The organism is Paraburkholderia sp. CI3 (assembly GCF_050436505.1).
Classification (GTDB): domain Bacteria; phylum Pseudomonadota; class Gammaproteobacteria; order Burkholderiales; family Burkholderiaceae; genus Paraburkholderia; species Paraburkholderia tuberum.
In genome coordinates, this window is sequence record NZ_JBNDMI010000004.1 from 3,441,430 (window position 1) to 3,467,281 (window position 25,852).

Genomic DNA, 25,852 nt, shown 5'->3' on the forward strand with positions numbered 1-25,852 from the left:
CAGCGGTGCATCATGCGGCCGTGTTCGACAGTGGCTGCGTCACCGGCTGTCCGATCTCGTGGTGATAGCGGCCCGTATGCAGCGACGAAGGGCCGAGCCGCGCGTACTTGAACATCAGCATGATCTCGATGACGAACAGCCCCGTGTAGAACAGCACGAAGCCGCCGATGCTCAGATACAGATCGCGCGGCGTCAGCGTCGACGCGGCCAGGTTGGTCGGCAGAATGCCCGCGATGCTCCACGGCTGGCGGCCCATTTCCGCGACGATCCAGCCGAGCTCGGCGGCGAGCCACGGCAGCGGAATCGCGATGACCGCCCAGCGCAGAAACCAGCGGCGCCTTTCGAGCAGCAACGTGCGCTGCGCGCAGAACCAGAAGGCGAGCACGAAGGTCGCGAGGAACAGCAGGCCAAGGCCGACCATCATGCGGAACGAGAAGAACACTGGCAACACCGGCGGAACCGTGCTTCTTGCCGCCGCGGCGATCTGGTCTGGCGTCGCGTCGATGACGTTCGGCGTGAACCGCTTGAGCAGCAGGGCGTAGCCGAGATCGTCCTTGTACTTGTCAAACTCCGCATGCGCCTCGTCGCTGGAGTCGCCGCCCTTTAACCGCTGCAACGCCGAATAGGCGAGCATGCCGTCCTTGATGCGACCTTCGTTTCGGGCGATCAGGTCGCGCAGGCCGACCACGGGTTCGTCGAGCGAGCGGGTCGCGATAATGCCGAGCGCGTACGGCACACGGATCGCATAGTCGGTGCGTTGCTCTTTCTGATTGGGGATGCCAAATATCGTGAACGGTGCCGGCGCGGGCGCGGTCTCCCATTCGGATTCGATCGCGGCGAGCTTGATCTGCTGGACTTCACCGGTGCGATAGCCGGATTCGTCGCCCAGCACGATCACGCACAGCGCCGACGCGAGGCCGAAGCCGGCGGCGATCGCGAACGAGCGCAGCGCGAACTCGGTGTCGCGGCGCTTCAACAGATACCACGACGACACGCCGAGTACGAACATCGCCGCGGTCACGTATCCAGCTGATACCGTGTGCACGAACTTGACCTGTGCAACCGGGTTGAAGATCACCGAGCCGATGCTGTCGAGCTCCATGCGCATCGTCTGATAGTTGAACTTCGCGCCGACCGGATTGTTCATCCAGCCGTTGGCAATCAGAATCCACAGCGCCGACAGGTTCGAACCGAGCGCGACACAGAACGTGACGATCAGATGCTGGATTTTTGACAATCTGTTCCAGCCGAAAAAGAACAGACCGACGAACGTCGATTCGAGGAAGAACGCCATCAGCCCTTCGACGGCGAGCGGCACGCCGAAAATGTCGCCGACGTAATGCGAGTAATAAGCCCAGTTGGTGCCGAACTGAAACTCGAGCGTGAGGCCGGTCGCGACGCCCATTGCAAAGTTGATGCCGAACAGCTTGCCCCAGAACTGCGTCATGTCCTTGTAGATCTGCTTGCCGGTCATCACATAGACCGATTCCATGATGACGAGCAACCAGGCGAGACCGAGCGTGAGCGGCACGAACAGAAAGTGATAAAGCGCCGTGATGGCGAACTGGAACCGCGACAGTTCTACGACTTCGCTAACGGGCATGTTGATCACCTCGAGACGGATGCGGGGCGGGCACCGACAGCAGCGCCTGCGCGACCTGCTCAGGCGGCAGCATCATGTGCTGCGCCTGTGGATGATTGAAGAATGTGTACTTGAGCGCCATCAGTAGCACGAACTTGATGGCGAGGATGATGGCGATATCGCGCGCCAGCGTTGGACCGCGCACCCACCTGGTGAACCGGCCGCGCAAGCGCGACCGGACAGTGCTGCTGCGATTCAGGGCTATGGTCATGATCGGTCGAAGACGACTTCACGCCGGTGAGTCCGGCTGGATCCAGACCGCCCTGGCCGTCAGGCAGTCTGGCAGTCTGGCGAATGCATGCCGATTGTAGGAGGTGAACCTCGCGCGCTCAGGTTTAGCCATGCGGCAACACGTCGCGAAACTTGCCGCGTCTGTGCAGTATTGCTACCGGACTTGCGATACGTCAAGAAACGCTTACCGGCCTCGACAGGCCGGCTTGCGGATAGGCCGACGCGAATGCGCGGCCGCGGGGACGCAAGAAAGGGCGAAAAGAATGAAAAAGCCCCGCCGTCTTGCGAGGGCGGGGCTTGAGCGCGATGGTCGCTAAATGGCGCGACCGATTAACGCGTGTCGTTTTTACCTATGTCATGGGCGGGACACAATTGACGCGCGCATGGCTTCGACGCTTTACGCGTATTCGGTCAGCGCGCCGCGCATCTTCTTCATCGCGCTGGCTTCGATCTGGCGGATACGTTCGGCCGAGACACCGAACTCGTCGGCCAGCTCGTGCAACGTGGAGCCGCCTGAGCCGTCGTCGGCCACCTTCAGCCAGCGCGCTTCGATGATGCGGCGGCTGCGCGGATCGAGCGCGTCGAGCGCGCTTGCGATGCCGTCGCTTTGCAGCCGGTCGCGCTGACGCGAAGCCAGCACGGCAGTCGGCTCACTATGCGAGTCGGCCAGATAGGCGATCGGCGCGTACGACTCTTCACCGTCTTCGACCTGACCTTCGAGCGCGATATCGCCGCCTGACAGACGCGTCTCCATCTCCGCGACCTCTTCGCGCTTCACGTTCAGCTCCTTCGCGAGACCGTCGATCTCGTCCGGCGTGAACGCGCCAAGCCCCTGCTTGTGGCTGCGCAGGTTGAAGAACAGCTTACGCTGCGCCTTGGTGGTGGCGACCTTCACCATGCGCCAGTTGCGCAGGATGTACTCGTGGATCTCGGCCTTGATCCAGTGCATCGCGTACGACACGAGCCGCACGTTTTGCTCGGGATCGAAGCGCTTGACCGCTTTCATCAGGCCGATGTTGCCTTCCTGGATCAGGTCGGCGTGCGGCAACCCGTAACCGAGGTAGTTACGCGCGATAGACACGACGAGTCGCAGGTGCGACAGCACCAGGCGGCGCGCAGCCTCCAGATTGTCGTGTTCGCGCAATTCGGTGGCGAACTGGCGTTCTTCCGCCGGCGTCAGCATCGGGATCCGGTTGACCGCCTGGATGTAGGCGTCGATGTTGCCCAGGTGACCGGACAGCAGCGAGGAATGCGAGAGCGCCAGTGCACCTGCCGGAGCGGCCTTAGCCGACGACGGGCTCAAAGTACTCGGAAGGGTCATTGCATGGCTCACGTGTGAAGCTCCTTTGGAATCAGACAATAGCGTACTCAGTAAACGACTCCAGCGATGGATGTTAGCACTCAGATCTGCCGAGTGCTAATACTTAGAGGTCGCAGGAGCATCCGAGTTCCCGAAAATCCTATTGAGTTTCGGCTTCTGATAGCTATCATACGCTCTATTTGCCTTGCGCGTTGGACCTGTACAAAGTACCGCCGGGAGCGGTTGCAGGCTCATGTTTGACTGACATCGTCCCGTTTTTAAAGAGAATAATTGCTGGTCATGGGCATTATCTGGGAAATACTTGCTCCTGAATTCGTGCTTGGAATAAAGGGGGCGCTCGCTTAATACTCGGCAGTATGGGGGGCGGATGAACAGGCAGAATCTTGTGGTGCGTGGGCTTACTCTAAAAAGCACGTTTGCCGTTCTGCCCGTTCTGCTGTTGGGTGCGGCGGGCGCGTCCCAAGCTGAGCAGTTCGGCGTGCAGGTGGCCGCCGGCGTCGGCGACCATCACGTCAGGACGCTCGATCTCGGCGTGGTCTGGGATCCAAACCTGACCTGGTGGCAGATCGGCGACTGGCATTTCGCGCTGCTCGGCGAGGCGCATGTCGCGTGGTGGCACACCAATGAAGGAAACGTTCACGACAACATCGGCGAGATCGGCGTGACGCCGGTGATCCGCTTCATCAGGTCGTCGGGTTCGGTGCGGCCATTCATCGAGGTGGGTGCCGGCGTCCGGCTGCTGACCAGCCCGCGCATTTCTTCCGACTTCACGTTGGGCACCTGGTTCCAGTTCGCCGAGATGGTGGGCGTCGGGCTGCAGTTCGGCGCTCGTGAGCAGTATGTCGCCGGCTACCGCTTCCAGCATGTCTCCAATGGCGGTATCAAAGAGCCGAATCCTGGTATAAATTTCAGCCAGCTATATTTGCAATATCACTTCTGACCGTGGCCGCCTGCGGCTCGCGGTGTTCGAGGGGCTCTGCAATGGCGGCAAAGATGATCGAAGCGATTCGCGGGCTCGAGCGAGAGCGTTTTCGCGCGATGGTCGATGGCGATGGGCAGTCGCTCGACACGCTGCTCGCGGACAACGTGAGCTACGTCCATACGAATGGCAAGCGCGAGACGAAGCGGCAGTTCATCGACGGGATCACCGCGGGGCGCCGTCGTTATCGGCAAATCGAGGTGCAGTCGCAGGATGTCTTGCCGGCCGGGCGCGAGACCTACGTCGTCACGGGCCGCGCGCTGATCGAGATGGAGGCGAACAATGGCGCGCTCCTGTTTCCGATTGCCTATACCGCGATTCACACGCACGAAGACGGGCAGTGGCGACTGATCGCGTGGCAGGCGACCCGTTGCGCGCTCGAGTGAGATTCTGATCGGGCGGGCGCGCCTCGTGAGCGCGTCTCCAGTGGCAGCGGAATGCGGGTGTGCACTCCGCTGCAGCAGGCTCGAGGCCCAACGCGAATTCACGCGGTCGCGCATTCGCCAGCTTTGTCGCGGCTGTTTGCGCCATGCTCGTCTACATCGGCATCCGCGTCGCGCGCCTCGCGCATGCCGCGCATCGCTAGCTCTCCCGCATACGGATGCCGCGCCGCAACCGGAAGCCGCGTGCAGCGTTCCGCCACGCGCCTGGTCGTCGCGAGATCCGAGAAATCCAGACCGCTGTCGATACCCATCGCGTCGAGATTCATCGCGACTGTGACGAGATCGACGTTGCCGGTGCGCTCGCCATTGCCGAACAGACAGCCTTCGATGCGATCCGCGCCCGCCAGCAGCGCGAGCTGCGCCGCGGCCACGGCGGTGCCGCGATCGTTGTGCGGATGCACCGACAGCACGATGCTGTCGCGGTAACCGAGGTTGCGATGCATCCATTCGATCTGGTCGGCGAACACGTTCGGCGTGGCCGCTTCGACGCTTGCCGGCAGGTTGACGATCATCTTGTGATCGCGTGTAGGCCGCCACGTTTGCGCGAGCGCGTCGCACACCTCGCGCGCGAACGGCAGCTCGGTCGTGTTGAAGGTCTCGGGCGAGTACTGGAAGGTCCAGCGCGTGCCCGGCCGCGCCTGCGCGTGTTCCTTGATGAGGCCCGTGCCTTCGACGGCGAGCGCCTTGATCTCATCTTTCGACTGCTGGAACACGATGCGCCGGAACGACGGGCAGATCGCGTTGTGCAGATGCACGATCGCGCGCGGCGCGCCTTCGAGCGCGTCGAACGTGCGTGCGATCAGCTCCGCGCGCGACGGCACGAAGACTTCGATCGTGACGTCGTCGGGAATGCGCCGCTCGTCGATCAGCTTGCGCACGAAGTCGAAATCGGTCTGCGACGCCGACGGAAAGCCCACTTCGATTTCCTTGAAACCGATCGCGACCAGCATCTCGAAGTATTCGAACTTCTGCGCGGCGTTCATCGGTTCGATCAGCGCCTGATTGCCGTCGCGCAGGTCCGTGCTCATCCAGACGGGTGCGGCGTCGACCGTGCGACTCGGCCATTTGCGGCCGGTCAGCCGGACGGCGGGAAAAGGGCGGTACTTTTCAGCGGGATTGCGCAACATGGTGAGGTGCCTCATTCGTGGTGTCGTCGGCGGAGGGTGGGGACGTCGAGCGGTTGGCCGACTGTTCACGCATGCACGCTGCGGATGCTGCCCATGCAACGTACATGTGATCCTCTCGCATCGTCCGCGCGGTAAACGGACGAATGCAAACGACGACAGGTTGTGGAGAACTACGACGGGGGTGCAGCGAAACTGCGGGAACTACGGGGAGGACCGGCGACGACAACCGGAGCTGCCAGCGCGCGGCGCTACGCGAGACTTACGCCAGGCGTAGCGATAGGGGCCGCGCCAGGCGGCCGGAGATAATTCGGAGGGTGTTCGGAAGGGAACGCATGAGGCCAAATGTATGACGGCGTGCGTTGGCCTGTCAACCCGCGGCCGTCAGGCCGCCGTCTTCGCGATATCGACGATCAGCTCGACCTGCCGCTCGAGCGCGCCAGGCACCGGCGCTTTGCCGCGCAGCACGGCGTCGATCCAGGCGGCCGTGGTCGCCGCGTCGCGCGCTTCGGGCAGCTCGACTTCGGGAGCATCGGGCGACGAGCGCTCGTGCGGCAGCCGCGTCTCGCAGATGCCGTCATGCAGCCAGTCGACCTGCACCTGGCGGCGCGTATCGGCGACCGCCTCGCCTTCGGTGCCGCGCGCGAGCAGCGCACCGCCGACGGCCGCATCGGGATGCGTGACGAACAGCTGAGTGAGACTGTTGCGATACGGCGGATGCGTGTAGTTCACGAGCCGCAATCCCGCGGGCGCGAACGGCTGCAGCAGCTTCACGAGCGTATGCGTCGAATTGCGCACGCCCATGCGCCGGCGCAGCGCGAGCAGGCGCGCGAGCTTGGGCGCCAGTACGTCGATCGAGGCGAACGCGACGCGGCGCTCCGCAAGTCCAGCTTCGATCTGCGTGTGCGACTGCGCATGGGCGATGCGCAGATGTGTGAAGATTTCCGCGCTCGTCACCCGACCCGGATCCTCGGTGACGCCGTGTACCAGCACCGGCACGCCTTCGCGGGCGAGCAGCAGCGCGAGCAGCGGCACGAGGTTCGGCTGCTTGCGCGCGCCGTTGTACGACGGAATCGACACCGGCCGAAACGCGCCGTGCGGCAGCCGCACCGGCTCGAACGACTTATGCGCGGCGGCCAGCATCGCGGCGAGTTCGTCGGCGGTTTCGCCTTTCACGCGATACGCGAGCAGCACCGCGCCGAGTTCGAGATCGTCGACGCGGCCGTCGAGCATCGCGGTGTAGAGCGAGCGCGTGTCGTCGGCGGTCAGCGCGCGGGCGCCATTCGGGCCGCGGCCGATTTCCTTGATGAATCGGGCCCAGGGGAAGGGAGAAGTGGTATCGGTGGAGTCGGTCATCGTGCGCAAGAGGCGGGTGGCGTGCCGCGCCTGGCGGTTCGCTACGCCATTCGGGGAACAGTTCGGTGTGAGTATCGCATCTATGGCGAGCGGGCGAACAGCAACGAAGCGGGCACGCAGTGGCGCGCGACGGGCCGCCTGACACGCCCCCGCGCCGTGCCGCGCGTTACACTCGATGTTTCTCGCCGCCTCGGCGGCACACATCGGAAAACGGAGAACGGGATGAGTTACGTATTTGCACCCGCACCGCAGGTCGCGGTGCCGGTCGTGGGGTCGGGCGAGCAGTTCGCGGTGCGCCGCATCTACTGCGTGGGGCGCAACTACGAGGCGCACGCGCGTGAAATGGGCCACGACCCGGACCGCGAGCCGCCGTTCTTCTTCACGAAGCCGGCCGATGCGATCGTGTACGTCGCGCCGGGCACGACCGGCGAATTTCCGTATCCGTCGCAGACCAGGAACGTCCATTTCGAAATGGAAATGGTCGCGGCGATCGGCGAGGGCGGCAAAGACATCCCCGTCGACCGCGCGCTCGACCATGTCTACGGCTACGCGCTCGGTCTCGACATGACGCGCCGCGACCTGCAAGGCGAAGCGAAGAAAATGGGTCGTCCGTGGGATACCGCCAAGGGCTTCGATCACTCGGCGCCGCTCGGCCCGATCCATCCGGCTTCGACGGTTGGTCACATCGGCAAAGGCGAGATCTGGCTGTCGGTGAATGGCGAGGACAAGCAGCGCGCGGATGTGTCGCAGCTGATCTGGTCGGTGGCCGAGACGATCGCGTATCTGTCGACGCTGTTCGAACTGCGGCCTGGCGACCTGATTTTCACCGGCACGCCGGAAGGCGTCGGCGCGGTTGTGAAGGGTGACCTGATGAAGGGCGGCGTGGATGGGCTCGGCGAGTTCAGCGTGCGCGTCGTCTGAGACTGCTTGCGTGCAGGTGGAGGAGGCAGACAACATGAAGCTCTACAGCTATTTCCGTAGCTCGGCGTCGTATCGCGTGCGCATCGCGCTGAACGTGAAGAACCTGTCGTACGACTACGTACCCGTGCACCTCGTGCGCGAAGGCGGCGAGCAGCTGAAGCCCGAGTATCGCAAGATCAACCCCGACTGCATCGTGCCGACGCTCGCCGACGGCAGTCATTTGCTGCCGCAGTCGCTCGCGATCATCGAGTATCTCGAGGAGACGCATCCGGAGCCGCCGCTGCTACCGAAGGCACCGCTCGATCGCGCGTACGTGCGCTCGGTGGCGCTGCAGGTCGCGTGCGAGATTCATCCCCTGAACAATCTGCGCGTGCTGCGCTATCTGAAGCACACGCTGCGAGTCGACGACGACGCGAAGGACGCGTGGTACCGGCACTGGATCGACGCGGGCTTCGCGACGCTGGAGACGCATCTTGCCGGCGACGCGCGCACCGGCAAACTGTGTTTCGGCGACGCACCGACACTCGCCGACGCGTGCCTGATTCCGCAGGTATTCAACGCGCAGCGCTTCAAGGTCGACACCGCAAAGTTTCCGACGATCCAGCGCATCTACGATCACGCGATGCAACTCGACGCGTTCGCGCGCGCTGCGCCGGGCGTGCAGCCGGACGCGGAGTGAGCCCGGGATCGCTGACACGTCGAGGGCAGCTTGAAACGAAAAAAGGGCGCTCCGCTGAGTGCCCTTTTCCTTTGGTTCGCCGCGAGCGCCGAGCGCCGCAACGATCACGCGATCAGCCGCCCAGTAGCGCGTCCGAGAACTCCTCCGCGCTGAACGGCTGCAGGTCCTCGACCTTTTCGCCGACGCCGATGAAATACACGGGAATCGGCCGCTGCCGCGCGATCGCCGCGAGGATGCCGCCCTTCGCGGTGCCGTCGAGCTTGGTGACGATCAGGCCGGTGAGCCCGAGCGCGTCGTCGAACGCCTTGACCTGTGTGAGCGCGTTCTGGCCGGTGTTCGCGTCGATCACGAGCAGCACTTCGTGCGGCGCGCCGTCCTGCGCCTTGCCAATCACGCGCTTCACCTTCCGCAGTTCTTCCATCAGATGCAGTTGCGTGGGCAGGCGGCCGGCCGTGTCGGCCATCATCACGTCGATCTTGCGCGCGCGCGCGGCGCCGACCGCGTCGAAGATCACCGCGGCCGGGTCGCCGCTTTCCTGCGCGACCACGGTCACGTTGTTGCGCTGGCCCCAGACGGCGAGTTGCTCGCGCGCGGCGGCGCGGAACGTGTCGCCGGCGGCGAGCAGCACCGATTGGTCAAAGCTCTGCAGATGCTTCGCGAGTTTGCCGATGCTCGTGGTTTTGCCCGCGCCGTTGACGCCGGCGATCATCATCACGAGCGGCTGCGCGCGGCCGAGCATCAGCGATTTTTCGAGCGGCTTGAGCAGCTCGACGAGCAGCGTGCGCAAGGCGGTTTTGACCTGCAGGGGGGCCGTCAGGCGTTCGCCGCGCACTTTTTCGCGCAGCGCTTCGAGCAGGAATTCGGTCGCCTCGACGCCGGCGTCAGACATCAGCAGCGCGGTTTCGAGTTCCTCGTACAGGTCCTCGTCGATCTTCGTGCCGACGAAAATGCCGGTCAGGTTCGAACTGGTTTTCGCGAGGCCGCTCTTCAGACGCGTAAGCCACGAGCGCTTCGCGCCGGCATCCTGCACGGGCGGCGGGACGATTTCGACGGTGTCGAGCATGGCGTCTGGCGGCTCGGGCTGCGGCTCGATGATCGCCGTGGCCACAGGAACGGGGGGCGCGGTAGGCTCGATCGGTTCGGCGGGCGCAACGGCCTCGGCCTCGGGTGCCGCGCCGTCTTGCGCCGCCAGCGATTCGTCTGCGGCGGTATCGGACTCTTTCGAACCCTTGAATCGTTTGAAAAAGCTGAACATGATCTGACGTATGGGAGAGCGCGCCGATGCGCGCAGCCGGCACGGGACCGGCGAAGCGGTGGGCAGCGCCGGGATGCGAAAAGGCGGGGCGCTGGCAGCCGCACATTTTATCAGGCGTGCCGCGGCGCGTCGTATCGGCCGCTCGGCCAGGCTGGACGCGCGCCAACCCTGTGGTAACGTGAGCGCTCCGGCCCGCGCGCATCGACGCTGCGGGCGTGTTCATCACCTAGCTGAAACTGCACGATACTGGATGCCTCGTTTAGCACCTTCACGCGCCGCTGGCGCTTCGTCCAAAAGTGGCAAACCGCATGCCATTCGCATCATCGGCGGCGACTGGAAACGCACGCCGCTGCCCGTGCTCGATCTGGACGGCTTGCGCCCGACGCCCGACCGCGTCCGCGAAACGCTGTTCAACTGGCTCGGCCAGCGTCTGGACGGCCAGCACTGCCTCGATCTGTTCGCTGGTAGTGGGGCGCTCGGCTTCGAGGCCGCGTCGCGCGGCGCCGCTCGCGTGCTGATGGTAGAGCGCCATGCGCGCGCTGCCGGCCAGTTGCGCGCAAACCAGCAGCGGCTCGATGCACGCATGATCGAAATCGCCGAGGCGGACAGCCTGCGTCTTGCGGCGAGTCTCGCGCCAGGCTCGTTCGACGTCGTGTTCCTCGACCCGCCGTTCGATGCCGACCTGCTCGGCAAGGCGCTCGCGGTGGCCGTGCCGCTCGTGCGCGCCGACGGCTATCTTTATGTCGAGGTCGGCGAAGCGCTCGAACCGGCCGCTCACGAGCCGCTGTCAGGCTGGGAACTCGTGCGGCAGGGCAAAGCGGGCGCTGTGCACTTTCATTTGCTGCAGCGCGAAAATAAGGAATAATGCGCGTTCCAAAAAAGGGCCGGGCGGTTTATCGTCATCCGCGCCGGTGCGAAATGCGTCGCCCGGACGTGCCCTTTTGTCTGAAGAGAGGAGAAGTCTCATGGTAGTCGCCGTGTACCCGGGCACGTTCGACCCGCTGACGCGCGGTCACGAAGACCTCGTTCGGCGCGCGTCGAGCATTTTCGACACGCTGGTGGTGGGTGTGGCCGACAGCCGTGCCAAGAAGCCGTTTTTCACTCTCCAGGAGCGCCTCGCGATTGCGCATGAGGTGCTCGGCCACTATCCGAACGTCCAGGTGATGAGCTTCAAGGGACTGCTGAAGGACTTCGTGCGGACCAACAACGCGCGGGTGATCGTCAGGGGGCTGCGCGCGGTGTCGGACTTCGAGTACGAGTTCCAGATGGCGGGCATGAACCGTTATCTGCTGCCCGACGTCGAGACGATGTTCATGACGCCGTCCGATCAGTATCAGTTCATCTCGGGCACGATCGTGCGCGAGATCGCGCAATTGGGCGGCGACGTCAGCAAGTTCGTGTTCCCGTCCGTCGAAAAATGGCTGAAGGAGAAGGTCGCTTCGCTGGATCCGCAGGACGGCGCTCAGGGGACCTGAGCCTGAGTCGCGCGAATGCCGGTTTTGACGGATCAAGACCGGCCAGGCCTCGGTGATCGGCGCCAGGTGCATCGGTCGGCTGTTCCAAGTAATGTTGGCGAGCCGTATTGGCGGCGAACGTCAATCCTGTCGTTATGCACGGGCATCGGTGTATTCGATGGTTCGCGCAAGCTGCGATGTCAATGATGATGCGAAGAACAAGAATTGTCTCTTCATCGCAAACGGGGCGATCATCAATAGTCACGCCGGCTTGTCAGGTTTCTACGGGACCCTATCCGGAAAACGTCACGGGCGTGGGCAATCGATATACCTTTGTCCAATTCGCCGAGTATGAACTGACGAAGCGTACCAGTACGGTACGATGGACTTCAACAGGGTGACAGGTGCCGCGTACGTGGAATTGCCGGAGCGGAGCAACCAGACGGGCATTGCAAGAGGAATGAGGAGTTTTTCCTAACCGGATAGTGCCGGCTTAACCGAAGCAGAACAATGTCAGCTTCCCTTCGCAGCTTTCGTGAACGCCTCGGCAAGTTTGTCGAAGTGCCGGAGGGCCGCGGGCGTCAGCTCGACCTGTTTGCGGCGAGCGTCTTCGGTGTCGTTGAGCAGGAGCCAGCCCTTTTCGCGCATTGACGTGATACGGGCATGCAAGGTAGCCGGCGACCCCAGCGCACTTTGGGCCATCATGTCTCGAACCGACAAGCGTTCGTTTTTTTGCCTCATGCGAGCAACGAACTCCAGGATCTTTTCTTCGAGCGGATCGAGCGCGGGAAGTGAGGGAAGACCTCGCAGTGCTTCGGTCAATTGAAGAAATCGAAGATAGATATCAGCAGGGCGGCTCATGACCATCGCTCCAACGAAAACGCCGCTCACCCGAGCGCGGAAAGCGAACCTTGATGCCCTGCGACAACCGGGCTTCTCTATTTTATCTCCATGTCCAGCTTACGTTTGGGTTTGCTCCCGGTCGCGGGCACGGCCATCGCGTTCGCGCTGTCGCTCTGGATCAACCAGGAAGTCTTCACGCACATCGAGTTCGTCCGGGGCGTGAACTGAATCTACCTGCCGTCAGGAGTCAGACTATTGAGCACCTTGCTTGTGGGGGGCGATGGCGCAATCGGCTTGCTATTAGCGAGCTGGCTCGTCGCCCTCTTCTATTTCTTCCCGCACGACCCTGTGCGGTCAATCGCCGGCGGAATCATCGCTACGGTGGCGCCGTATGCGGTGTATCGCCAAAGCTTCTTCTTGATGTGTGGCGGCGATTCGTCCGGCGCGCTCAGCGTACGGCCTCGTACTCTTTTGCACGGGTATAAAAGGAAAAAGCAGGTTGAGCATGGGCTTTTGCCGTTATGCAACCGATCAAACGTAACCGACCGGTCGGCGCGAGCCAGAAAACCGGTCGGTCCGGACAGCGCGTTCCACGCGAACCATTTCTCTCAGGTTTGGCCATTACAAAAACTATAACGATAAAGTCGCGCGTTGCCAAGGTTCGTGGGGGTGATCAACTCGAGCCGTCGCTGGAGGACGATTGGCTGCTTTCCGAAGGCGGATTCAACCGGTCGATGCAAAACTAGGATCGTCGATCAAGTGGCGAAGGCTGTAGGGCGCTACGTGCTCGTAGAGGATCGGCCAATCTACCGCGAGTAGCGGAATCGTTGGGTCTTTCCGACACCAGTACGCAACAAACCGCGCCCAGCCCCCGAGAAACATTCCGTTGCCAGAACTCAGCAGACACGGAGGGCGAGCGACAGGCGGAACCAGCATCCGCGGCATTCCCGCCGCCAGGGTTTCAAGGGCGTCCGACGATTCGTGTGACGCCAGCAGACTGTCCTCGGTATCAGACAGGTATCGACGTACTTCTTCTGCGACGCATGTGCTGCGAAGTTCCAGGTAAGAGGCGCGGACTTCATCAAGTACTGAAGTGGGCACACACGAATAATTGGAGCCACCCAGCCTTTCCAAAGCAGCGCGCCTGACGAAGTCAGGAAGCGCCCCCAACCTTGTTTCGCAGCCGAGCAACGCATCTTGAAAGACGGGATAGCACGCGAGCCATGCAGCAGGCGGGCGGCCTACTGGTCGGCGTGCCGATAGCCACCGGTTCGTCCGGATAGCGCGTTCCGTTCCAGCCTGTTCTCTCAGGTTCATCGCTATAAAAAGCATATCAATATGGACGCGGCTCTGCATGCTTGTCGAGCCGGGCATAAAGCTATACATGGGTTATCGGTCGCGTCGCGCAGAACTTGAGGGCCTCGCGAAATTTTTTCCGTGAGCGTCACGATATCTGTGACCGAAAGCCTGCTGCTTGTGCTCGCGGAACGCCATACGGGCACGCTATGATGCATTCGGCAAAAGCAACCGAGGATGGCTCACCGCAATGTCTAGCTTACGTTTGCATTTTTGGTCGATCGCTGGGACCCTGATCGCGTTCCTGGCGTCGCTGTGGATCAATCAGGAGGTGTTTACGCACACGTCTTTCGTGCGAGGCGTCAACTGGATTTTCCTGCCGTCTGGTGTTCGGCTTCTCAGCACGTTGCTGGTTGGGTTCGATGGTGCACTCGGCCTGCTGCTTGCCGGACTGATTACAGACTTTCTGTACTGGTTTCCGCATGACCCGGTGCGTGCAATAGCAGGCGCTTTGCTTGGGTCACTGGCACCGTATCTGGTCTACAGGTTTGCGCTCGAGTATTTCGATCTGCGCGCATCGCTGACGAACCTGACGCCGAAGCGGCTGCTTGTTCTGGCTGTCGCCTATTCGGGAGCAAATACGCTGTTTCACCACCTATGGTTCGCGCTGGCCGGTACGACGAAGAACTGGTTCGAAAGCTTCTTCACGATGTTTGTGGGTGATCTGGCCGGCGCGCTAATCATTCTGTATGGGATGAAGGCACTGCTGGCCCTGTTGCCGAAACAGCCCGGCAATTCCCGCGTGTCGAATGGCATGTTCAGCATCCAGTTGGCGTTGAACAGCGCATACGCCAACCAGTTTGCGACGAAGGCTACCTGGCCGAGAAGCGCAGCCGTCCATGATCCTGGCGTGGGATTGCACGGCCGTGCGGGGGCGAAAAAGCTATAATGTATTGTTTTCTCTAGCAAAGTTGGTGGCGGCATGGCCCTGATGATTACCGACGAGTGCATCAATTGCGACGTCTGCGAGCCCGAGTGCCCGAACGACGCGATTTCGATGGGCCCGGAAATCTATGTGATCGACCCGAAGAAGTGCACCGAGTGCGTCGGTCATTTCGACGAGCCGCAATGCATTCAGGTGTGTCCGGTGGAGTGCATTCCGCGTGACCCGAACCACTTGGAAACGCCCGAAGGTTTGATGGCGAAATATCACGCGTTGCAGGCCGCCAAGGGCACCTGACGTTCGCGGGAGACGCGCAAAAGAAAACGGCGAAGGCCTGCGGACCTTCGCCGTTTTCTTTTGGGGGCGGCGTTTCCGTTATCCGACGTAAGCGCTGAAAATGCCGCGCAAAGCGTCGAGCAGTATGTCGCATTCGGCGTCGGTGCCGACCGAGATCCGCAAATGCTGGTCGATGCGCGGCGCGTTGAAATGCCGCACGAAAATTTCCTGTTGCCGCAGCCGCGACGCGAGCGTCGCCGCGTCGTATCCCTCATGCCGCGCGAACAGCAGATTCGCCGCCGATGGCACCACCTCGAAGCCGAACGCGGTCAATTCCGCCGCAAGCCGTTCGCGGCTCGCGATCACCTTCGCGCAGCATTCGCGAAACCACGCGTCGTCTTCGTAGGCGGCGGTGGCCGCGACTTGCGCGAGGCGGTCGAGCGGGTACGAATTGAAGCTGTCCTTCACGCGATTGAGCGCATCGATCAACGCAGGATCGCCGAACGCAAAGCCGACGCGCATGCCGGCGAGCGAACGCGACTTCGACACGGTCTGCACGACGAGCAGATTCGGATAGCGCGCGATCAGCGCAATCGCCGACTCGGCGCCGAAGTCGACATACGCTTCGTCAATCACCACGACCGAATCAGGATGGCTCGCGACGAGGCGTTCGATTACCGCGAGCGGCAGCGGCCGGCCGGTCGGCGCGTTCGGATTCGGAAACAGGATGCCGCTGTTGGGCACCGTGTAGTCGTCGACGTTGATCGCAAAGCTGTCGTCGAGGGGGATGGTCCGGTAGTCGACCTCGAACAGCTTCGCGTAGGTCGGATAGAAGCTGTAAGTGATGTCGGGAAACAGCAGCGGCTTGTCGTGCTTGAGCAAGGCCTGGAACGTTAGCGCGAGTACCTCGTCCGAGCCGTTGCCCGCGAACACCTGCTCGGCGCGGATGCCGTGATAGGCGGCGACCGTTTCGCGCAGCTTGCGTGCGCTCGGATCGGGATAGCGGCGCAGTGCGTCGGCCGCGTCGCCGAGCTCGCGGCGGATCGCGTCTAGCACGCGCGGCGACGGCGGATACGGATTCTCGTTGGTATTCAGCTTCACCGGATGCGCGAGCGCGGGCTGCTCGCCCGGCACGTACGGCGTCAGACGGTGAACGATGTCGCTCCAGTAGCGGCTCAAGCGATTCTCCTTGCGGGGCCGATTGCGGGTGTCGATGAGTGTGGCGCGCGTCAGCTGTTGTTGCGATGCAGTTGCATCATTGCGCGTTCGAGCTCGCCCTTGATGATCTGCGGCATCACCGCGAGCGCGCGTTCGATCGACGCGTCGATGACCTCCTGCTCTTCTCGCCGCGGCGGCTTCAGCACATAGTTCGCGACATCCGGCTTCGCGCCGGCGCGCGCGCTTTCGGGAATCAGATCGCGCGGATGGCCGATGCCGATCCGCAGCCGCCAGTATTGCTGCGACGACAGATGCGCGCTGATGTCCTTCAGCCCATTATGCCCGCCGCTGCCGCCGCCGAGCTTCAGCTTGACGCTGCCGGGTGGCATGTCGAGCTCGTCGTGCGCGACGAGGATCTCGTCGGGAAGAATCTTGAAGAATTGCGCGAGCGCGACGACCGATTGACCAGAGCGGTTCATGTAGGTTTGCGGCTCGAGCAGATGCACTTCCTCGCCATGCAACCGCGCTTTCGCGTAAAAGCCGTGAAAGCGCCGCTCGTCGCGCAGCGCGGTGCCGGCCTCGCGCGCGAGTTGATCGACCAGCCAGCAGCCGGCGTTGTGACGCGTCGCGGTGTATTCGGCGCCCGGATTGCCGAGCCCGACGATCAGCTTGATCATGATTGCGTGAGTCCACCAAGTCCGGAAGTGAAACGTACCGGACTAGAAAAGCCGAAAAAAAACCCGCCAGGGCGAACCTCGGCGGGTCACATCGACCGTTTCATAGGAAACGGATCGAGAGGATTGCTTGCTTCGAACCGGAAGGCTCTTAAGCAGCCGGCGCTTCGCCACCTTCAGCAGCAGCAGCGTCTTCAGCGATTGCGCCAGCCGGGATCGTTGCAGCAGCGACCACCGGGTTTTCCGCGTCGACGTGGGCCACGAGCGCCACACCTGCCGGCAACGGGATGTCCTTCGCGTGAACCGATTGACCTGCTTCGATCTTCGCAAGGTCGACTTCGATGAACTCCGGCAGTGCCGACGGCAAGCACTCGATTTCGATTTCGTTGAGGATGTGCGAAATCACCGCGCTCGACAGCTTCACTGCCGGGTTGGTTTCCTGGTTCAAGAAGTGCAGCGGCACCTTGGTGTGCAGCTTCTTCGTCGCGTCGACGCGCTGGAAGTCCACGTGCAGCACGAGCTGACGGAACGGGTGGTATTGCACGTCGCGCAGCAGAACCTGTTGCGACTTGCCTGCCACTTCCAGATCGAGGATCGACGAGTGGAAAACTTCTTTCTTCAGCGCGTGCCACAGGGCGTTGTGATCGAGTTCGATCAGTTGCGTGTCAGCGCCGGCGCCATAAACGATACCCGGGGTCTTGCCCGAGTTACGCAGGCGGCGGCTCGCACCCGTACCTTGCAGGGAACGCTCGAAAGCGACTACTTTCATGTTGAATCTCCAATGCACTGCCCGCGACCAGGCAGTAAAAACAGGGCCTCGAAGCCGTAATGGCTGAGGCCCAGGATAGCGGCAAGAACCTTCGTTCGTTCATGCCGATTGTGCAAAAACGCCGCGTGTCGCATGAAGCGGTACGCGGTGTCTTCGCAAATACTTAACTCTCAGCGAACAGCGACATCACCGAATCGCCGCGGCGGATGCGCGAGAACGTTTCGGCGAGCAAACCGGCGCTCGTCAGCGAACGGATCTTCGCGCACGAACGGGCTTCTTCGCCGAGCGGAATCGTGTCAGTGACAACGAGTTCGTCGAGTGCGGAAGCGGCAATACGCTCACCCGCGCCGCCTGACAGAACCGGGTGGGTGGCGTACGCGAATACCTGCTTCGCGCCGCGTTCCTTCAGAACCTGCGCGGCCTTGCACAGCGTGCCTGCCGTGTCGACCATGTCGTCCATGATCACGCAGGTGCGGCCTTCGACTTCACCGATGATGTTCATCACTTCGGCGACGTTCGCCTTCGGGCGCCGCTTGTCGATGATCGCGAGATCGCAATTGAGCTGCTTCGCCAATGCACGGGCACGCACCACACCGCCGACGTCCGGCGAAACGACCAGCAGGTTCTCGTAGTTCTGCTTGCGCAGATCGCCGAGCAGCACGGGCGTTGCGTAGATGTTGTCGACTGGGATGTCGAAGAAGCCTTGAATCTGGTCGGCGTGCAGATCCATCGTGATGATCCGCTCGACGCCGGCGATTTCCAGCATGTTCGCCACGACCTTAGCCGAGATGGCGACGCGCGCCGAACGTGGGCGACGATCCTGACGGGCATAACCGAAGTAGGGGATGGCTGCGGTGATCCGGCCTGCGGATGCGCGCTTGAGCGCATCGACCATGATCATCAGTTCCATCAGATTGTCGTTAGTCGGCGCGCACGTGGATTGCAGGACGAAGACATCCTTGCCGCGCACGTTTTCCTGAATCTCGACTTGGATTTCACCGTCCGAGAAACGGCTAACCATTGCTTTGCCGAGGGGAATACCGAGGTTTTTGACGACTTCCTGTGCAAGCGCGGGATTTGCGTTGCCAGTAAAAACCATCAGGCCGTCATGGCTGCTCATCGTGCACCTACTTCAGGCTGGGGGCGGGAGAAATGCGAACTACAGCGAACTACGAGAATTTTTGGCAGGGGAGAAAGGATTCGAACCTTTGCATGCCGGAATCAAAATCCGGTGCCTTAACCAGCTTGGCGACTCCCCTACACTAACTTTGAGCTCCGCCGAACGTGGAGTTTCGTTCGACGATGCAAAACTTATGACGCGAAAGCAAAGAGTGGATGCTGATCCAAGCCCGCTGCTACTGCACTGTTCCACTCGCCGGGCAGTTTGGCTTGCGCCGCTTCTGCTTCAGCTTTGCTACGGAACGCTGCAAAAACACTGGCACCCGATCCGGACATCCGCGCTGGCGCGATGCTTTCAAACCACCGCAACACTTGCGCTACTTCCGCGTGCTTTCCTACGACAACCTGCTGCATGTCATTCCGGCCGAAGCTTTCTGGCCACTCAGTGTTGCAGCTGAGTTCTGCGGGAAAGTCCGTAATTATGAGGGGCTTTGTATCTCTTGTCAACGCTTTTTCGGAAAAAATCGCTGCAGTCGGAACCTGCACCCTCGGCGTCACTACCAGGAAGTGACGCGGCGGCAATTGTACAACGTCCAATGATTCTCCGACACCCTCTGCAAACGCATTTTTTCCAAATACGAAGAAAGGCACGTCCGCGCCGAGTTTCAACGCAAGATCCTGCAACTCCTGACGTGGCAGATCGAGCTTCCACAGGCGATTGAGCGCGAGCAGCGTCGTCGCCGCATCGGAACTGCCGCCGCCGAGGCCCGCGCCCATCGGCAGGCGCTTGTCGATTTCGATATCGACGCCTTCGCGGGAGCCCGTATGTACCTTCAGCAACGTCGCGGCGCGTACGGTCAGGTCATGCTCGGGTGGCACGTCGGCGATTTCGGTGCGGCGCGTGATGAGACCGTCGTCGCGTCGCGTGAAGTGCAGCGTGTCGCCCCAGTCAAGCAACTGGAAGACCGTCTGCAGCGTGTGATAACCATCCGGCCGACGGCCGGTGATGTGCAGGAAGAGATTGAGTTTCGCTGGCGCGAGACAGTCGCGCAGCGAATTGGTTGTTTCGATCATGAGTGAAGGCTACATGCGCCACGGTGGCGCCAAACGGGTAGCAAGGTCACGTGAGCGGATGCTGGGACAAAAGGCCCAGCAAGAAACGACTCACTGATCCAGCACGAGCTTGATGTCGAGTGGCGGCTCCGAGCGGCTCAGATTGAGGCGCTTCACGCCGGTGGCTGGTGCATCGGCATAGGCCACATAGTCGATCGTCCAGCCGTCCTGGGTGATCTGCTTCAGGCGCGACGGTTGCTCCGGATCCTTCTCGGTCTTCGCGCGCGAAGTCGGCGCCGGCGACGGTTGCAGCCAGTAGCGCAACCCTTCGACCGGCAGCGTGAAGCCGAGCGCGTTCTGCATCAGCGTCGACACGTTATCTGCGGTGAGCGGCTGGCGGTTCGGCAATTCGAGCGTGGCCGAAGCCGGTGACGAAGTCACGATGGCCAGCGTCTGGCCGAGCGGATTGCGCAACTGCAGCGTGACGGTGTCGCCCGTTTCCTGCCACGAGAAATTGCCGTAAGCGTTGCGCTGCTGGCCGTTCTGATCGTTGTATTGGATCGCGAAGCGGCCCTGATACGAGCGGCTCGTCTGCGCGGTGACTTCGGTGGCGGCGTTCGACGTGGACGGCCCCTGCGGCTTCACCGACGCGCAGCCGGCCAGCGCGACAACCGCCGCCGCCGCGAAACCAACCGCGCTGCCGCGAGGCGCCCTGGAAAAAGAAATCAAACGGGAAAGACGCATCAAAGATTGTTTACCTGAAGACGTTGCAACGTTTTGACGAGAGTCTCGTTGTCGGGTTCGAGCTTGCGAGCCTCGCGAAACGCGGCGCGCGCCTGTTCCTGCTCGCCGGCCTTCCACAGCACTTCGCCGAGGTGCGCGCCGATTTCCGCGTTCGGCTGGAGGCTGTATGCCTTGCGCAGCAGCTTGATCGCATCGGCCGTGTTACCCATCCGGTACTTGACCCAGCCGACGCTGTCCATGATGAACGCATCGTCCGGTGCGAGCGCCGAGGCCTTCTCGACCAGCTTGTCCGCCTCTGGCAGGCGCTGGTTGCGATCTGCGAGCGAATAGCCGAGCGCGTTATACGCCTGCGGATTGTCCGGCTGCGTCTGGATCAGCTTGCGCAGCTGCGCTTCCATGATGTCGTAATGGCCGGTTTTCTCGGCGGCCATCGCGTAGTCGTAGGTGAGGTCGGGGTCGTCGGGAAAGTTCGCCGTGGCTTGCTGCAGACGCGCTTCGGCCTCCGCGTAGCGCTTCGCGTCGAACAGGATCGCCGCATCGGTGCGCGCGATCAGCGCCACATCACGCGGATCGGAGGTCTGCAAGTTGGAGAGCAACTGGCGCGCCTCCTCGGTCTTGCCCTGTTTCGCGAGCAGTTGCGCGCCGGTAATCTGCGCGGCCAGGTATTGTTGACTCGCTGGCGAGATCTTGTTGAGCCAGTCGCTCGCGGCCGCCTCATTCTTCTGTTCGAGCGCTAGCTGCGCGAGGTAGATGTAGGCCTGGCCCGCATCGACACCCGGCGTCTTCTCGGCCTGCTGCGCGTACTGCATCAGATACGTCTGCGCTTCGGGGAGATTCTTCTGCTGGATCTTGATCAGCGCGAGCGCCATTAACGGTGTCAAGTCGTTGGGGTTTGCCTTGCGCATGAGTTCGAACTGCTTCTGCGCGTCGTCGAGACGGTCGCTGGCAAGATACATCTGCGCCAGCGCGAGCCGTGCGTCATGCGATTTCGGATTCTGCTGCACGTACTTTTCGAGCGACGCGATGCCTTCCTTGCGCTCCTCCGGACCCATTTGCGACAGCATCAACGCCGCCGGCAGATAGTCGGGCTTGATCGTGAGCGCCTGCTCGAGCGACTTGTGCGCGCCCGGCGCGTCGTCGGCCAGCAGCTGCTGACGCGCGAGGGCCAGTTGCGCCTCCGGCCGGTTCATGTCGTTCTTCAGCAGGTCCTGCAACACGTGCAGGCCACCGACGCGGTTCGGGCCGCGCGACAACAGCAGTTGCAGCGCGAGGACCGCGCTGCCGCGATTTTCCTCGGGTACCTTCGCCAGTTCTTGCGACAGGATCGGCGACGCATCGTCGGGCTTGCCAGACAGCACGAGCAGCGACGCGTCGAGCTGGGCGGCGCGTTCCGAACTCGGCGCGTACTGTTGCCACAGTTGCGCGGCGGCGAGCGCGTCCGACGGGCTCTGCGCCGCCAGCGCTATTTCGGTGGCGCGTTGCGCCATGCGCGGGTCGTGAGTGTCGCGCGCGAGCGCGAGGTAGGTCTGATAGGCCGGTGCCGGCTGGTCGCGCTGCAGCGCGATCTCGGCGGCCAGCACCTGGAAGACGATCTGGCTCGACAGCGGCACGCCGGGCAGCGACTTTTCGTCTTCAGGTGTTGCCGGACCCAGCGGGTCCGGCATCGTGACCGACGTGTCGTCGGAATCCGGCGACGGGTCCTGCGCATGCGCGGGCACGGCGGCCAGCGCCCACAATCCGAGCGCGGCCGCACCGAGCATCCGGCGAGCGGACACGGCGAGCGGCACGTTGGACACGCGCGCGCGGCGCTTTGATAGCAGCTTCACGAAGGACACGTTCATGGAAATCCGTTCAATGTTTCAGTCGATTGTAACGCGCTCGCTACAATACGCGCACAACCACTCACGCAAGTAGCAGACCAATCAGCCATGCCAGAGTTGCCAGAAGTCGAGGTTACCCGACGGGGGATCGAACCGTATGTGTCCGGGCGCAAGGTTGAGCGCGTCGACGTGCGGACGGCCGCGCTGCGCTGGCCAATTCCGGCCGACCTTGCGAAAACCTTGCGCGGCCACGTGGTGCGCAAAGTCGAGCGACGCGGCAAGTATTTGCTGTTCGAAATCGACGCTGGGTGGTTCATCGTCCACCTCGGCATGACGGGCACGTTGCGCGTTCTGCGTCATGTGCCGCATCCGCCTGCCGCGGCGAAGCACGATCATGTCGACTGGATCTTCGACGACTTTATCCTGCGCTATCGTGATCCCCGCCGCTTCGGCGCGGTGCTATGGCATCCGCGCGAAGCAGGCGACATCCTCGAACATCCGCTGCTCGCGAGCCTTGGCGTCGAGCCTTTCTCGCCGGCTTTTTCGGGCGCGCTGATGCATCGGGTGACGCGCGGGCGCAAGGTGTCGGTGAAGCAGGCGCTGCTGGCGGGGGACATAGTGGTCGGCGTGGGCAATATCTACGCGTCGGAGAGTCTGTTTCGCGCGGGCATCCGGCCGACCACCGCGGCGGGCCGCGTGTCGCTCGTGCGTTATGAACTGCTGGCCGATGCCGTGCGCGTGACGCTCGCCGCCGCGATCGACAAGGGCGGCAGCACGCTGCGCGATTTCGTCGGCAGCGACGGCGAAAGCGGCTATTTTCAGCTCGACTACTTCGTCTATGATCGCGCGGGCCTGCCATGCCGCGTGTGTGGAACGCCAATCAAACAGATCGTGCAGGGGCAACGCTCCACGTACTTCTGTCCCACTTGCCAGCGCTAGATTCTCGATGCCTTCCCGCCTGACCCCAACGACCGGCGCGCGCTCCAGCGCGTCCGACACCACGCCCGCGTTTGCGCCGATGCCCGAGTTTTCCGCGCGGCTGATCGCGTGGCAGCGCCAGCACGGCCGCCACGATCTGCCGTGGCAGAACACGCGCGATCCGTATCGCATCTGGCTGTCCGAAATCATGCTGCAGCAGACCCAGGTGTCGACGGTGATTCCGTACTATGCGAAATTTCTCGCGCGTTTCCCGGATGTCGCCGCGCTCGCCGCCGCGCCGTCCGATGACGTGATGGCGCTGTGGGCCGGCCTCGGCTACTACACGCGCGCGCGCAATCTGCATCGCTGCGCGCAGGTCGTCGTCGAGCTGCATGGCGGCGCGTTTCCCGCGTCGGTCGATGAGCTCGCCGAGTTGCCCGGCATTGGCCGCTCGACGGCCGCGGCGATCGCGTCGTTCGCGTTCGGCGCGCGCGCGACGATTCTCGACGGCAACGTGAAGCGCGTGCTCGCGCGCGTATTCGGCGTTGAAGGCTTTCCGGGCGAGAAGAAAGTCGAGAACGCAATGTGGACGCTCGCGGAGTCACTGCTGCCGTCGAATGCGTCGAACGCGGAGGTCAGCGGGTACACGCAGGGCTTGATGGATCTCGGCGCGACATTGTGCGTGCGCGGCAAACCCGATTGCTCGCGCTGTCCGTTCGCGCCGGACTGCGTTGCCAACGTCACCGGACGTCAACGTGAATTGCCGACCGCGCGCCCGAAGAAAGCGGTGCCGACACGCCGTACGTGGATGCTGCTGCTGCGCGACGGCAATGCGGTAATGCTCGAACGGCGTCCGCCGTCGGGCATCTGGGGTGGTCTGTGGAGTCTGCCCGAAGCTGCCGACGAAGCATCGCTGGCCGAGCGGGCGCGCGCGTTCGGCGGCGACGGCGAAGTGTCCGCGCTCGCGTCGTTCTCACACGTATTCACGCATTTCAAGCTCGATATCGAACCGCGGCTTGCGGAGTTCGATCGCCGTGTCGGCGCCCTGGCCGCGCTCAACGATGCGGACACCGCATGGGTTGCGCTCAGCGATCTGGATTCGTTCGGCGTGCCGGCGCCGGTGCGCAAGCTGCTCGCCAGGCTGCATGGTTCGTTGCTCTAGCGGAATGGATCGGAGGTGCTGAGCGGGCGACTTGAGTCCGGCGCGGCAGCCTTCACGACTTCAGGATTTCACAGCAACTGATGCTGTTGCATGTAGTGATGCACGACGTCGATGCGCGCGCCGGCATCGGTTAATTCCATCAGCTTTTGCCGTGCGCGCAACGCGATTGGCAGCACCTCGGCGAGACGGTTCGACACCCACGACGGATCGTCGAGCCGGAACGGCTCGGCGAACGGTAGGCTGTCCGGATCGCGTTCGCGGATCGTTGCGATAATCCGCTCGAGCACTTCCGCGCACGCGCCGAATTTGGCCAATAGCTCATTGCCCTCGAGCGGGAGATCATCGGCGAGCGGCTCGGCCATGCCGACCAGCAGACCGCTCGCTTCGACGCGATGCGATAACAGACGAAAGCGCGTCGTGCCGCGCGCGCGAATCAGCAGCATGCCGAATGCTTCGACGTCGCACTCGTCGATTTCGGCGAGACAGCCGATCGTTTCGGGTACCGAAGGTTCTTCCTCGCGCGCGACTTCGGCGCCGCTTTTCAGCATGCAAACGCCGAACGGTGTTTTTTCGCGCAGACAGTCGCGCGCCATGTCGAGGTAGCGCGCTTCGAAGATTTTGAGCGGCAGCAAGCCATCGGGAAATAGCACCGTATGCAGCGGAAACAGCGGCAAATCGGCGTACACAGTAGGCGTAGAGGACATGGCGCAACGCTTCGGGTTAAGGCCGCGCGATGCGGCCGGTTAAGCCACCAGCTTCGATGATTCGCCGACGTCGACCGGCGCATCGCGGTGCCGCACAATCACATTCGCCGATGTTGCGAGACGCGCGGCAAGCGTCTCCGCGATAAATACCGAGCGGTGCTGGCCGCCCGTGCAACCGATTGCGACGGTCAGGTAGCTGCGATTGTCGTCGCGGAAATGCGGCAGCCACTTGGACAGATACTTCTCGATGTCGTCGATCATCTCGTGGACGACCGGCTGCGCATCGAGAAAATCCATGACCGGTTTGTCGAGGCCGGTGAGCGGCCTCAATTCATGATCGTAGTATGGGTTCGGCAGCGTGCGTACGTCGAATACGAAATCCGCGTCGAGCGGTACGCCGCGCTTGAAGCCGAACGACTCGAACATCAGCACGAGCCCCGCGTCCTCCTGTTCGATGAAGCGCTTGACCCATGCGCGCAGCACGTTCGCGCGCAGATTGCTCGTGTCGATCTGATGGCCGAATTCGGCAAGTCCCGCGACCAGTTCGCGCTCGCGTTCGATCGCTTCGGCGAGCGACGTGAGCAGGCCAACGTCCGCGTCGTGCGCGGGCGAGCCGGACAGCGGATGGCGGCGACGCGTTTCGGAAAAGCGTTGAATCAGCGACTGCGTGCTCGCGCTCAGGAACAGCACGCGCACGTCGTGCGAGCGCTTGAGGTCGCGGATCATTGCGGGCATTTCGTCGAGCGACGAACCGGAGCGCGCGTCGATCGCGACCGCGAGACGATCCTGGCCGTCCGCGGCGAGGTAGGTGGCGAGTTGCTGCAGGAAACGCGGCGGCAGATTATCGACGCAGTAATAACCCGCGTCTTCGAGCGCGTTCAGGGCAACCGATTTGCCGGAGCCGGAGATACCGGTGATCAGGATTATGCGCATGGAGTCGTCGAAAGCGTAGATTTCATCATAGCATC

The 25,852-nt window shown here is 62.7% G+C and carries 26 protein-coding genes, 1 tRNA gene and 1 pseudogene; 11 read left to right on the top strand and 17 right to left on the bottom strand.

The window, feature by feature from the left end:
• Nucleotides 1–10: 10 nt before the first annotated feature.
• The 3 genes from OKW29_RS37295 to rpoH all read right to left on the bottom strand — a co-directional run bounded on the left by OKW29_RS37295 (nucleotide 11) and on the right by rpoH (nucleotide 3,206).
• The gene (locus tag OKW29_RS37295; protein WP_429294447.1) at nucleotides 11–1,603 is read right to left on the bottom strand and encodes a cytochrome ubiquinol oxidase subunit I; all 1,593 of its coding nucleotides are present in this window, start codon (nucleotides 1,601–1,603) and stop codon (nucleotides 11–13) included.
• Nucleotides 1,593–1,853 (bottom strand): cytochrome oxidase putative small subunit CydP, encoded by a 261-nt coding sequence (cydP, locus tag OKW29_RS37300; RefSeq protein ID WP_018419327.1) that lies wholly within the window; start codon nucleotides 1,851–1,853, stop codon nucleotides 1,593–1,595. Before cydP ends, OKW29_RS37295 begins: the two co-directional genes overlap by 11 nt.
• Before the next feature lie 417 nt (nucleotides 1,854–2,270).
• Nucleotides 2,271–3,206, bottom strand: coding sequence for an RNA polymerase sigma factor RpoH (rpoH, locus tag OKW29_RS37305; protein ID WP_090802918.1), 936 nt, complete (start codon nucleotides 3,204–3,206; stop codon nucleotides 2,271–2,273).
• Between the two features lie 355 nt (nucleotides 3,207–3,561).
• Between rpoH and OKW29_RS37310 the strand changes: the two genes are divergently transcribed.
• Together OKW29_RS37310 and OKW29_RS37315 are read left to right on the top strand one after the other, a co-directional pair.
• Complete coding sequence (locus OKW29_RS37310) at nucleotides 3,562–4,134, top strand: acyloxyacyl hydrolase (protein WP_429294448.1); 573 nt, start codon at nucleotides 3,562–3,564, stop codon at nucleotides 4,132–4,134.
• Nucleotides 4,135–4,175: 41 nt separating this feature from the next.
• Nucleotides 4,176–4,559 carry a nuclear transport factor 2 family protein gene (locus tag OKW29_RS37315; RefSeq protein WP_008921685.1) on the top strand — a complete coding sequence of 128 codons (384 nt, stop codon included), beginning with the start codon at nucleotides 4,176–4,178 and terminating at the stop codon, nucleotides 4,557–4,559.
• Between the two features lie 197 nt (nucleotides 4,560–4,756).
• Here OKW29_RS37315 and OKW29_RS37320 read toward each other — a convergent pair.
• A pseudogene (locus tag OKW29_RS37320) lies at nucleotides 4,757–5,743 on the bottom strand (2-isopropylmalate synthase); the annotation flags it as partial.
• Between the two features lie 381 nt (nucleotides 5,744–6,124).
• On the bottom strand, nucleotides 6,125–7,096 hold the full coding sequence (gene ybiB / locus OKW29_RS37325; RefSeq protein ID WP_429294449.1) for a DNA-binding protein YbiB: 972 nt from the start codon (nucleotides 7,094–7,096) through the stop codon (nucleotides 6,125–6,127).
• Between the two features lie 222 nt (nucleotides 7,097–7,318).
• On the opposite strand from ybiB, the gene OKW29_RS37330 reads away from it, so the two are divergent.
• Nucleotides 7,319–8,017, top strand: a complete 699-nt coding sequence (locus tag OKW29_RS37330; RefSeq protein ID WP_090802924.1) for a fumarylacetoacetate hydrolase family protein — start codon at nucleotides 7,319–7,321, stop codon at nucleotides 8,015–8,017.
• Between the two features lie 34 nt (nucleotides 8,018–8,051).
• Nucleotides 8,052–8,696, top strand: coding sequence for a maleylacetoacetate isomerase (gene maiA, locus OKW29_RS37335; protein ID WP_429294450.1), 645 nt, complete (start codon nucleotides 8,052–8,054; stop codon nucleotides 8,694–8,696).
• A 112-nt stretch (nucleotides 8,697–8,808) separates the two neighbouring features.
• On the opposite strand, the gene ftsY is transcribed toward maiA, so the two are convergent.
• A complete protein-coding gene (gene ftsY, locus OKW29_RS37340) occupies nucleotides 8,809–9,951 on the bottom strand; it encodes a signal recognition particle-docking protein FtsY (protein WP_429294451.1) in 1,143 nt (380 codons plus the stop codon).
• A gap of 250 nt (nucleotides 9,952–10,201) precedes the next feature.
• Between ftsY and rsmD the strand changes: the two genes are divergently transcribed.
• Both rsmD and coaD read left to right on the top strand, forming a co-directional pair.
• Nucleotides 10,202–10,816: a 16S rRNA (guanine(966)-N(2))-methyltransferase RsmD gene (gene rsmD, locus OKW29_RS37345; protein WP_429294452.1), complete on the top strand. Its 615-nt coding sequence runs from the start codon at nucleotides 10,202–10,204 to the stop codon at nucleotides 10,814–10,816.
• 100 nt (nucleotides 10,817–10,916) lie between these two features.
• Nucleotides 10,917–11,426 (top strand): pantetheine-phosphate adenylyltransferase, encoded by a 510-nt coding sequence (gene coaD / locus OKW29_RS37350; RefSeq protein WP_062125937.1) that lies wholly within the window; start codon nucleotides 10,917–10,919, stop codon nucleotides 11,424–11,426.
• A 492-nt stretch (nucleotides 11,427–11,918) separates the two neighbouring features.
• Here coaD and OKW29_RS37355 read toward each other — a convergent pair whose 3' ends face one another.
• Complete coding sequence (locus OKW29_RS37355) at nucleotides 11,919–12,266, bottom strand: winged helix-turn-helix domain-containing protein (RefSeq protein ID WP_184053954.1); 348 nt, start codon at nucleotides 12,264–12,266, stop codon at nucleotides 11,919–11,921.
• A 237-nt stretch (nucleotides 12,267–12,503) separates the two neighbouring features.
• On the opposite strand from OKW29_RS37355, the gene OKW29_RS37360 reads away from it, so the two are divergent.
• From OKW29_RS37360 to OKW29_RS37370, 3 genes are all read left to right on the top strand, one after another.
• Entirely contained in the window at nucleotides 12,504–12,884 is a 381-nt protein-coding gene (locus OKW29_RS37360) for a hypothetical protein (RefSeq protein WP_429294453.1), read from the top strand.
• Nucleotides 12,885–13,809: 925 nt separating this feature from the next.
• Nucleotides 13,810–14,493, top strand: a complete 684-nt coding sequence (locus OKW29_RS37365) for a hypothetical protein (protein ID WP_429294454.1) — start codon at nucleotides 13,810–13,812, stop codon at nucleotides 14,491–14,493.
• Between the two features lie 33 nt (nucleotides 14,494–14,526).
• The gene (locus OKW29_RS37370; protein WP_090802933.1) at nucleotides 14,527–14,784 is read left to right on the top strand and encodes a YfhL family 4Fe-4S dicluster ferredoxin; all 258 of its coding nucleotides are present in this window, start codon (nucleotides 14,527–14,529) and stop codon (nucleotides 14,782–14,784) included.
• 78 nt (nucleotides 14,785–14,862) lie between these two features.
• Here OKW29_RS37370 and hisC read toward each other — a convergent pair whose 3' ends face one another.
• From hisC to OKW29_RS37410, 8 genes are all read right to left on the bottom strand, one after another.
• Nucleotides 14,863–15,942 carry a histidinol-phosphate transaminase gene (gene hisC / locus OKW29_RS37375; protein ID WP_184067031.1) on the bottom strand — a complete coding sequence of 360 codons (1,080 nt, stop codon included), beginning with the start codon at nucleotides 15,940–15,942 and terminating at the stop codon, nucleotides 14,863–14,865.
• A 50-nt stretch (nucleotides 15,943–15,992) separates the two neighbouring features.
• On the bottom strand, nucleotides 15,993–16,598 hold the full coding sequence (gene pth / locus OKW29_RS37380) for an aminoacyl-tRNA hydrolase (RefSeq protein ID WP_090802935.1): 606 nt from the start codon (nucleotides 16,596–16,598) through the stop codon (nucleotides 15,993–15,995).
• Between the two features lie 148 nt (nucleotides 16,599–16,746).
• A complete protein-coding gene (locus OKW29_RS37385) occupies nucleotides 16,747–17,364 on the bottom strand; it encodes a 50S ribosomal protein L25/general stress protein Ctc (protein ID WP_184067033.1) in 618 nt (205 codons plus the stop codon).
• 163 nt (nucleotides 17,365–17,527) lie between these two features.
• Nucleotides 17,528–18,484 (bottom strand): ribose-phosphate pyrophosphokinase, encoded by a 957-nt coding sequence (locus OKW29_RS37390; RefSeq protein WP_062125957.1) that lies wholly within the window; start codon nucleotides 18,482–18,484, stop codon nucleotides 17,528–17,530.
• Nucleotides 18,485–18,546: 62 nt separating this feature from the next.
• Nucleotides 18,547–18,623, bottom strand: a tRNA-Gln gene (locus OKW29_RS37395).
• A gap of 52 nt (nucleotides 18,624–18,675) precedes the next feature.
• Entirely contained in the window at nucleotides 18,676–19,557 is an 882-nt protein-coding gene (ispE, locus tag OKW29_RS37400; RefSeq protein ID WP_184026918.1) for a 4-(cytidine 5'-diphospho)-2-C-methyl-D-erythritol kinase, read from the bottom strand.
• A gap of 90 nt (nucleotides 19,558–19,647) precedes the next feature.
• Nucleotides 19,648–20,280 (bottom strand): lipoprotein insertase outer membrane protein LolB, encoded by a 633-nt coding sequence (gene lolB / locus OKW29_RS37405; RefSeq protein WP_090802938.1) that lies wholly within the window; start codon nucleotides 20,278–20,280, stop codon nucleotides 19,648–19,650.
• A complete protein-coding gene (locus OKW29_RS37410; RefSeq protein ID WP_429294455.1) occupies nucleotides 20,280–22,121 on the bottom strand; it encodes a tetratricopeptide repeat protein in 1,842 nt (613 codons plus the stop codon). Before OKW29_RS37410 ends, lolB begins: the two co-directional genes overlap by 1 nt.
• A gap of 87 nt (nucleotides 22,122–22,208) precedes the next feature.
• On the opposite strand from OKW29_RS37410, the gene mutM reads away from it, so the two are divergent.
• Both mutM and mutY read left to right on the top strand, forming a co-directional pair.
• Nucleotides 22,209–23,039 carry a bifunctional DNA-formamidopyrimidine glycosylase/DNA-(apurinic or apyrimidinic site) lyase gene (gene mutM, locus OKW29_RS37415; RefSeq protein WP_184053933.1) on the top strand — a complete coding sequence of 277 codons (831 nt, stop codon included), beginning with the start codon at nucleotides 22,209–22,211 and terminating at the stop codon, nucleotides 23,037–23,039.
• Between the two features lie 7 nt (nucleotides 23,040–23,046).
• A complete protein-coding gene (mutY, locus tag OKW29_RS37420) occupies nucleotides 23,047–24,180 on the top strand; it encodes an A/G-specific adenine glycosylase (protein WP_429294456.1) in 1,134 nt (377 codons plus the stop codon).
• A gap of 68 nt (nucleotides 24,181–24,248) precedes the next feature.
• On the opposite strand, the gene OKW29_RS37425 is transcribed toward mutY, so the two are convergent.
• Together OKW29_RS37425 and rapZ are read right to left on the bottom strand one after the other, a co-directional pair.
• Nucleotides 24,249–24,884, bottom strand: coding sequence for an LON peptidase substrate-binding domain-containing protein (locus OKW29_RS37425; protein WP_184067043.1), 636 nt, complete (start codon nucleotides 24,882–24,884; stop codon nucleotides 24,249–24,251).
• Nucleotides 24,885–24,923: 39 nt separating this feature from the next.
• Nucleotides 24,924–25,817, bottom strand: coding sequence for an RNase adapter RapZ (gene rapZ, locus OKW29_RS37430; protein WP_041734268.1), 894 nt, complete (start codon nucleotides 25,815–25,817; stop codon nucleotides 24,924–24,926).
• Nucleotides 25,818–25,852: the final 35 nt, after the last annotated feature.

Excerpts from the sequence above, each read along its gene's own strand:
- maiA (WP_429294450.1), top strand. The coding sequence starts at position 8,052 with ATGAAGCTCTACAGCTATTTCCGTAGCTCGGCGTCGTATCGCGTGCGC.
- mutY (WP_429294456.1), top strand. The coding sequence starts at position 23,047 with ATGCCTTCCCGCCTGACCCCAACGACCGGCGCGCGCTCCAGCGCGTCC.
- rsmD (WP_429294452.1), top strand. The coding sequence starts at position 10,202 with ATGCCTCGTTTAGCACCTTCACGCGCCGCTGGCGCTTCGTCCAAAAGT.
- ybiB (WP_429294449.1), bottom strand. The coding sequence starts at position 7,096 with ATGACCGACTCCACCGATACCACTTCTCCCTTCCCCTGGGCCCGATTC.
- cydP (WP_018419327.1), bottom strand. The coding sequence starts at position 1,853 with ATGACCATAGCCCTGAATCGCAGCAGCACTGTCCGGTCGCGCTTGCGC.
- OKW29_RS37385 (WP_184067033.1), bottom strand. The coding sequence starts at position 17,364 with ATGAAAGTAGTCGCTTTCGAGCGTTCCCTGCAAGGTACGGGTGCGAGC.
- pth (WP_090802935.1), bottom strand. The coding sequence starts at position 16,598 with ATGATCAAGCTGATCGTCGGGCTCGGCAATCCGGGCGCCGAATACACC.
- OKW29_RS37355 (WP_184053954.1), bottom strand. The coding sequence starts at position 12,266 with ATGAGCCGCCCTGCTGATATCTATCTTCGATTTCTTCAATTGACCGAA.
- OKW29_RS37425 (WP_184067043.1), bottom strand. The coding sequence starts at position 24,884 with ATGTCCTCTACGCCTACTGTGTACGCCGATTTGCCGCTGTTTCCGCTG.
- ftsY (WP_429294451.1), bottom strand. The coding sequence starts at position 9,951 with ATGTTCAGCTTTTTCAAACGATTCAAGGGTTCGAAAGAGTCCGATACC.
- OKW29_RS37370 (WP_090802933.1), top strand. The coding sequence starts at position 14,527 with ATGGCCCTGATGATTACCGACGAGTGCATCAATTGCGACGTCTGCGAG.
- OKW29_RS37295 (WP_429294447.1), bottom strand. The coding sequence starts at position 1,603 with ATGCCCGTTAGCGAAGTCGTAGAACTGTCGCGGTTCCAGTTCGCCATC.
- lolB (WP_090802938.1), bottom strand. The coding sequence starts at position 20,280 with ATGCGTCTTTCCCGTTTGATTTCTTTTTCCAGGGCGCCTCGCGGCAGC.
- rapZ (WP_041734268.1), bottom strand. The coding sequence starts at position 25,817 with ATGCGCATAATCCTGATCACCGGTATCTCCGGCTCCGGCAAATCGGTT.
- coaD (WP_062125937.1), top strand. The coding sequence starts at position 10,917 with ATGGTAGTCGCCGTGTACCCGGGCACGTTCGACCCGCTGACGCGCGGT.
- OKW29_RS37390 (WP_062125957.1), bottom strand. The coding sequence starts at position 18,484 with ATGAGCAGCCATGACGGCCTGATGGTTTTTACTGGCAACGCAAATCCC.
- ispE (WP_184026918.1), bottom strand. The coding sequence starts at position 19,557 with ATGATCGAAACAACCAATTCGCTGCGCGACTGTCTCGCGCCAGCGAAA.
- mutM (WP_184053933.1), top strand. The coding sequence starts at position 22,209 with ATGCCAGAGTTGCCAGAAGTCGAGGTTACCCGACGGGGGATCGAACCG.
- OKW29_RS37315 (WP_008921685.1), top strand. The coding sequence starts at position 4,176 with ATGGCGGCAAAGATGATCGAAGCGATTCGCGGGCTCGAGCGAGAGCGT.
- OKW29_RS37410 (WP_429294455.1), bottom strand. The coding sequence starts at position 22,121 with ATGAACGTGTCCTTCGTGAAGCTGCTATCAAAGCGCCGCGCGCGCGTG.
- OKW29_RS37330 (WP_090802924.1), top strand. The coding sequence starts at position 7,319 with ATGAGTTACGTATTTGCACCCGCACCGCAGGTCGCGGTGCCGGTCGTG.
- OKW29_RS37310 (WP_429294448.1), top strand. The coding sequence starts at position 3,562 with ATGAACAGGCAGAATCTTGTGGTGCGTGGGCTTACTCTAAAAAGCACG.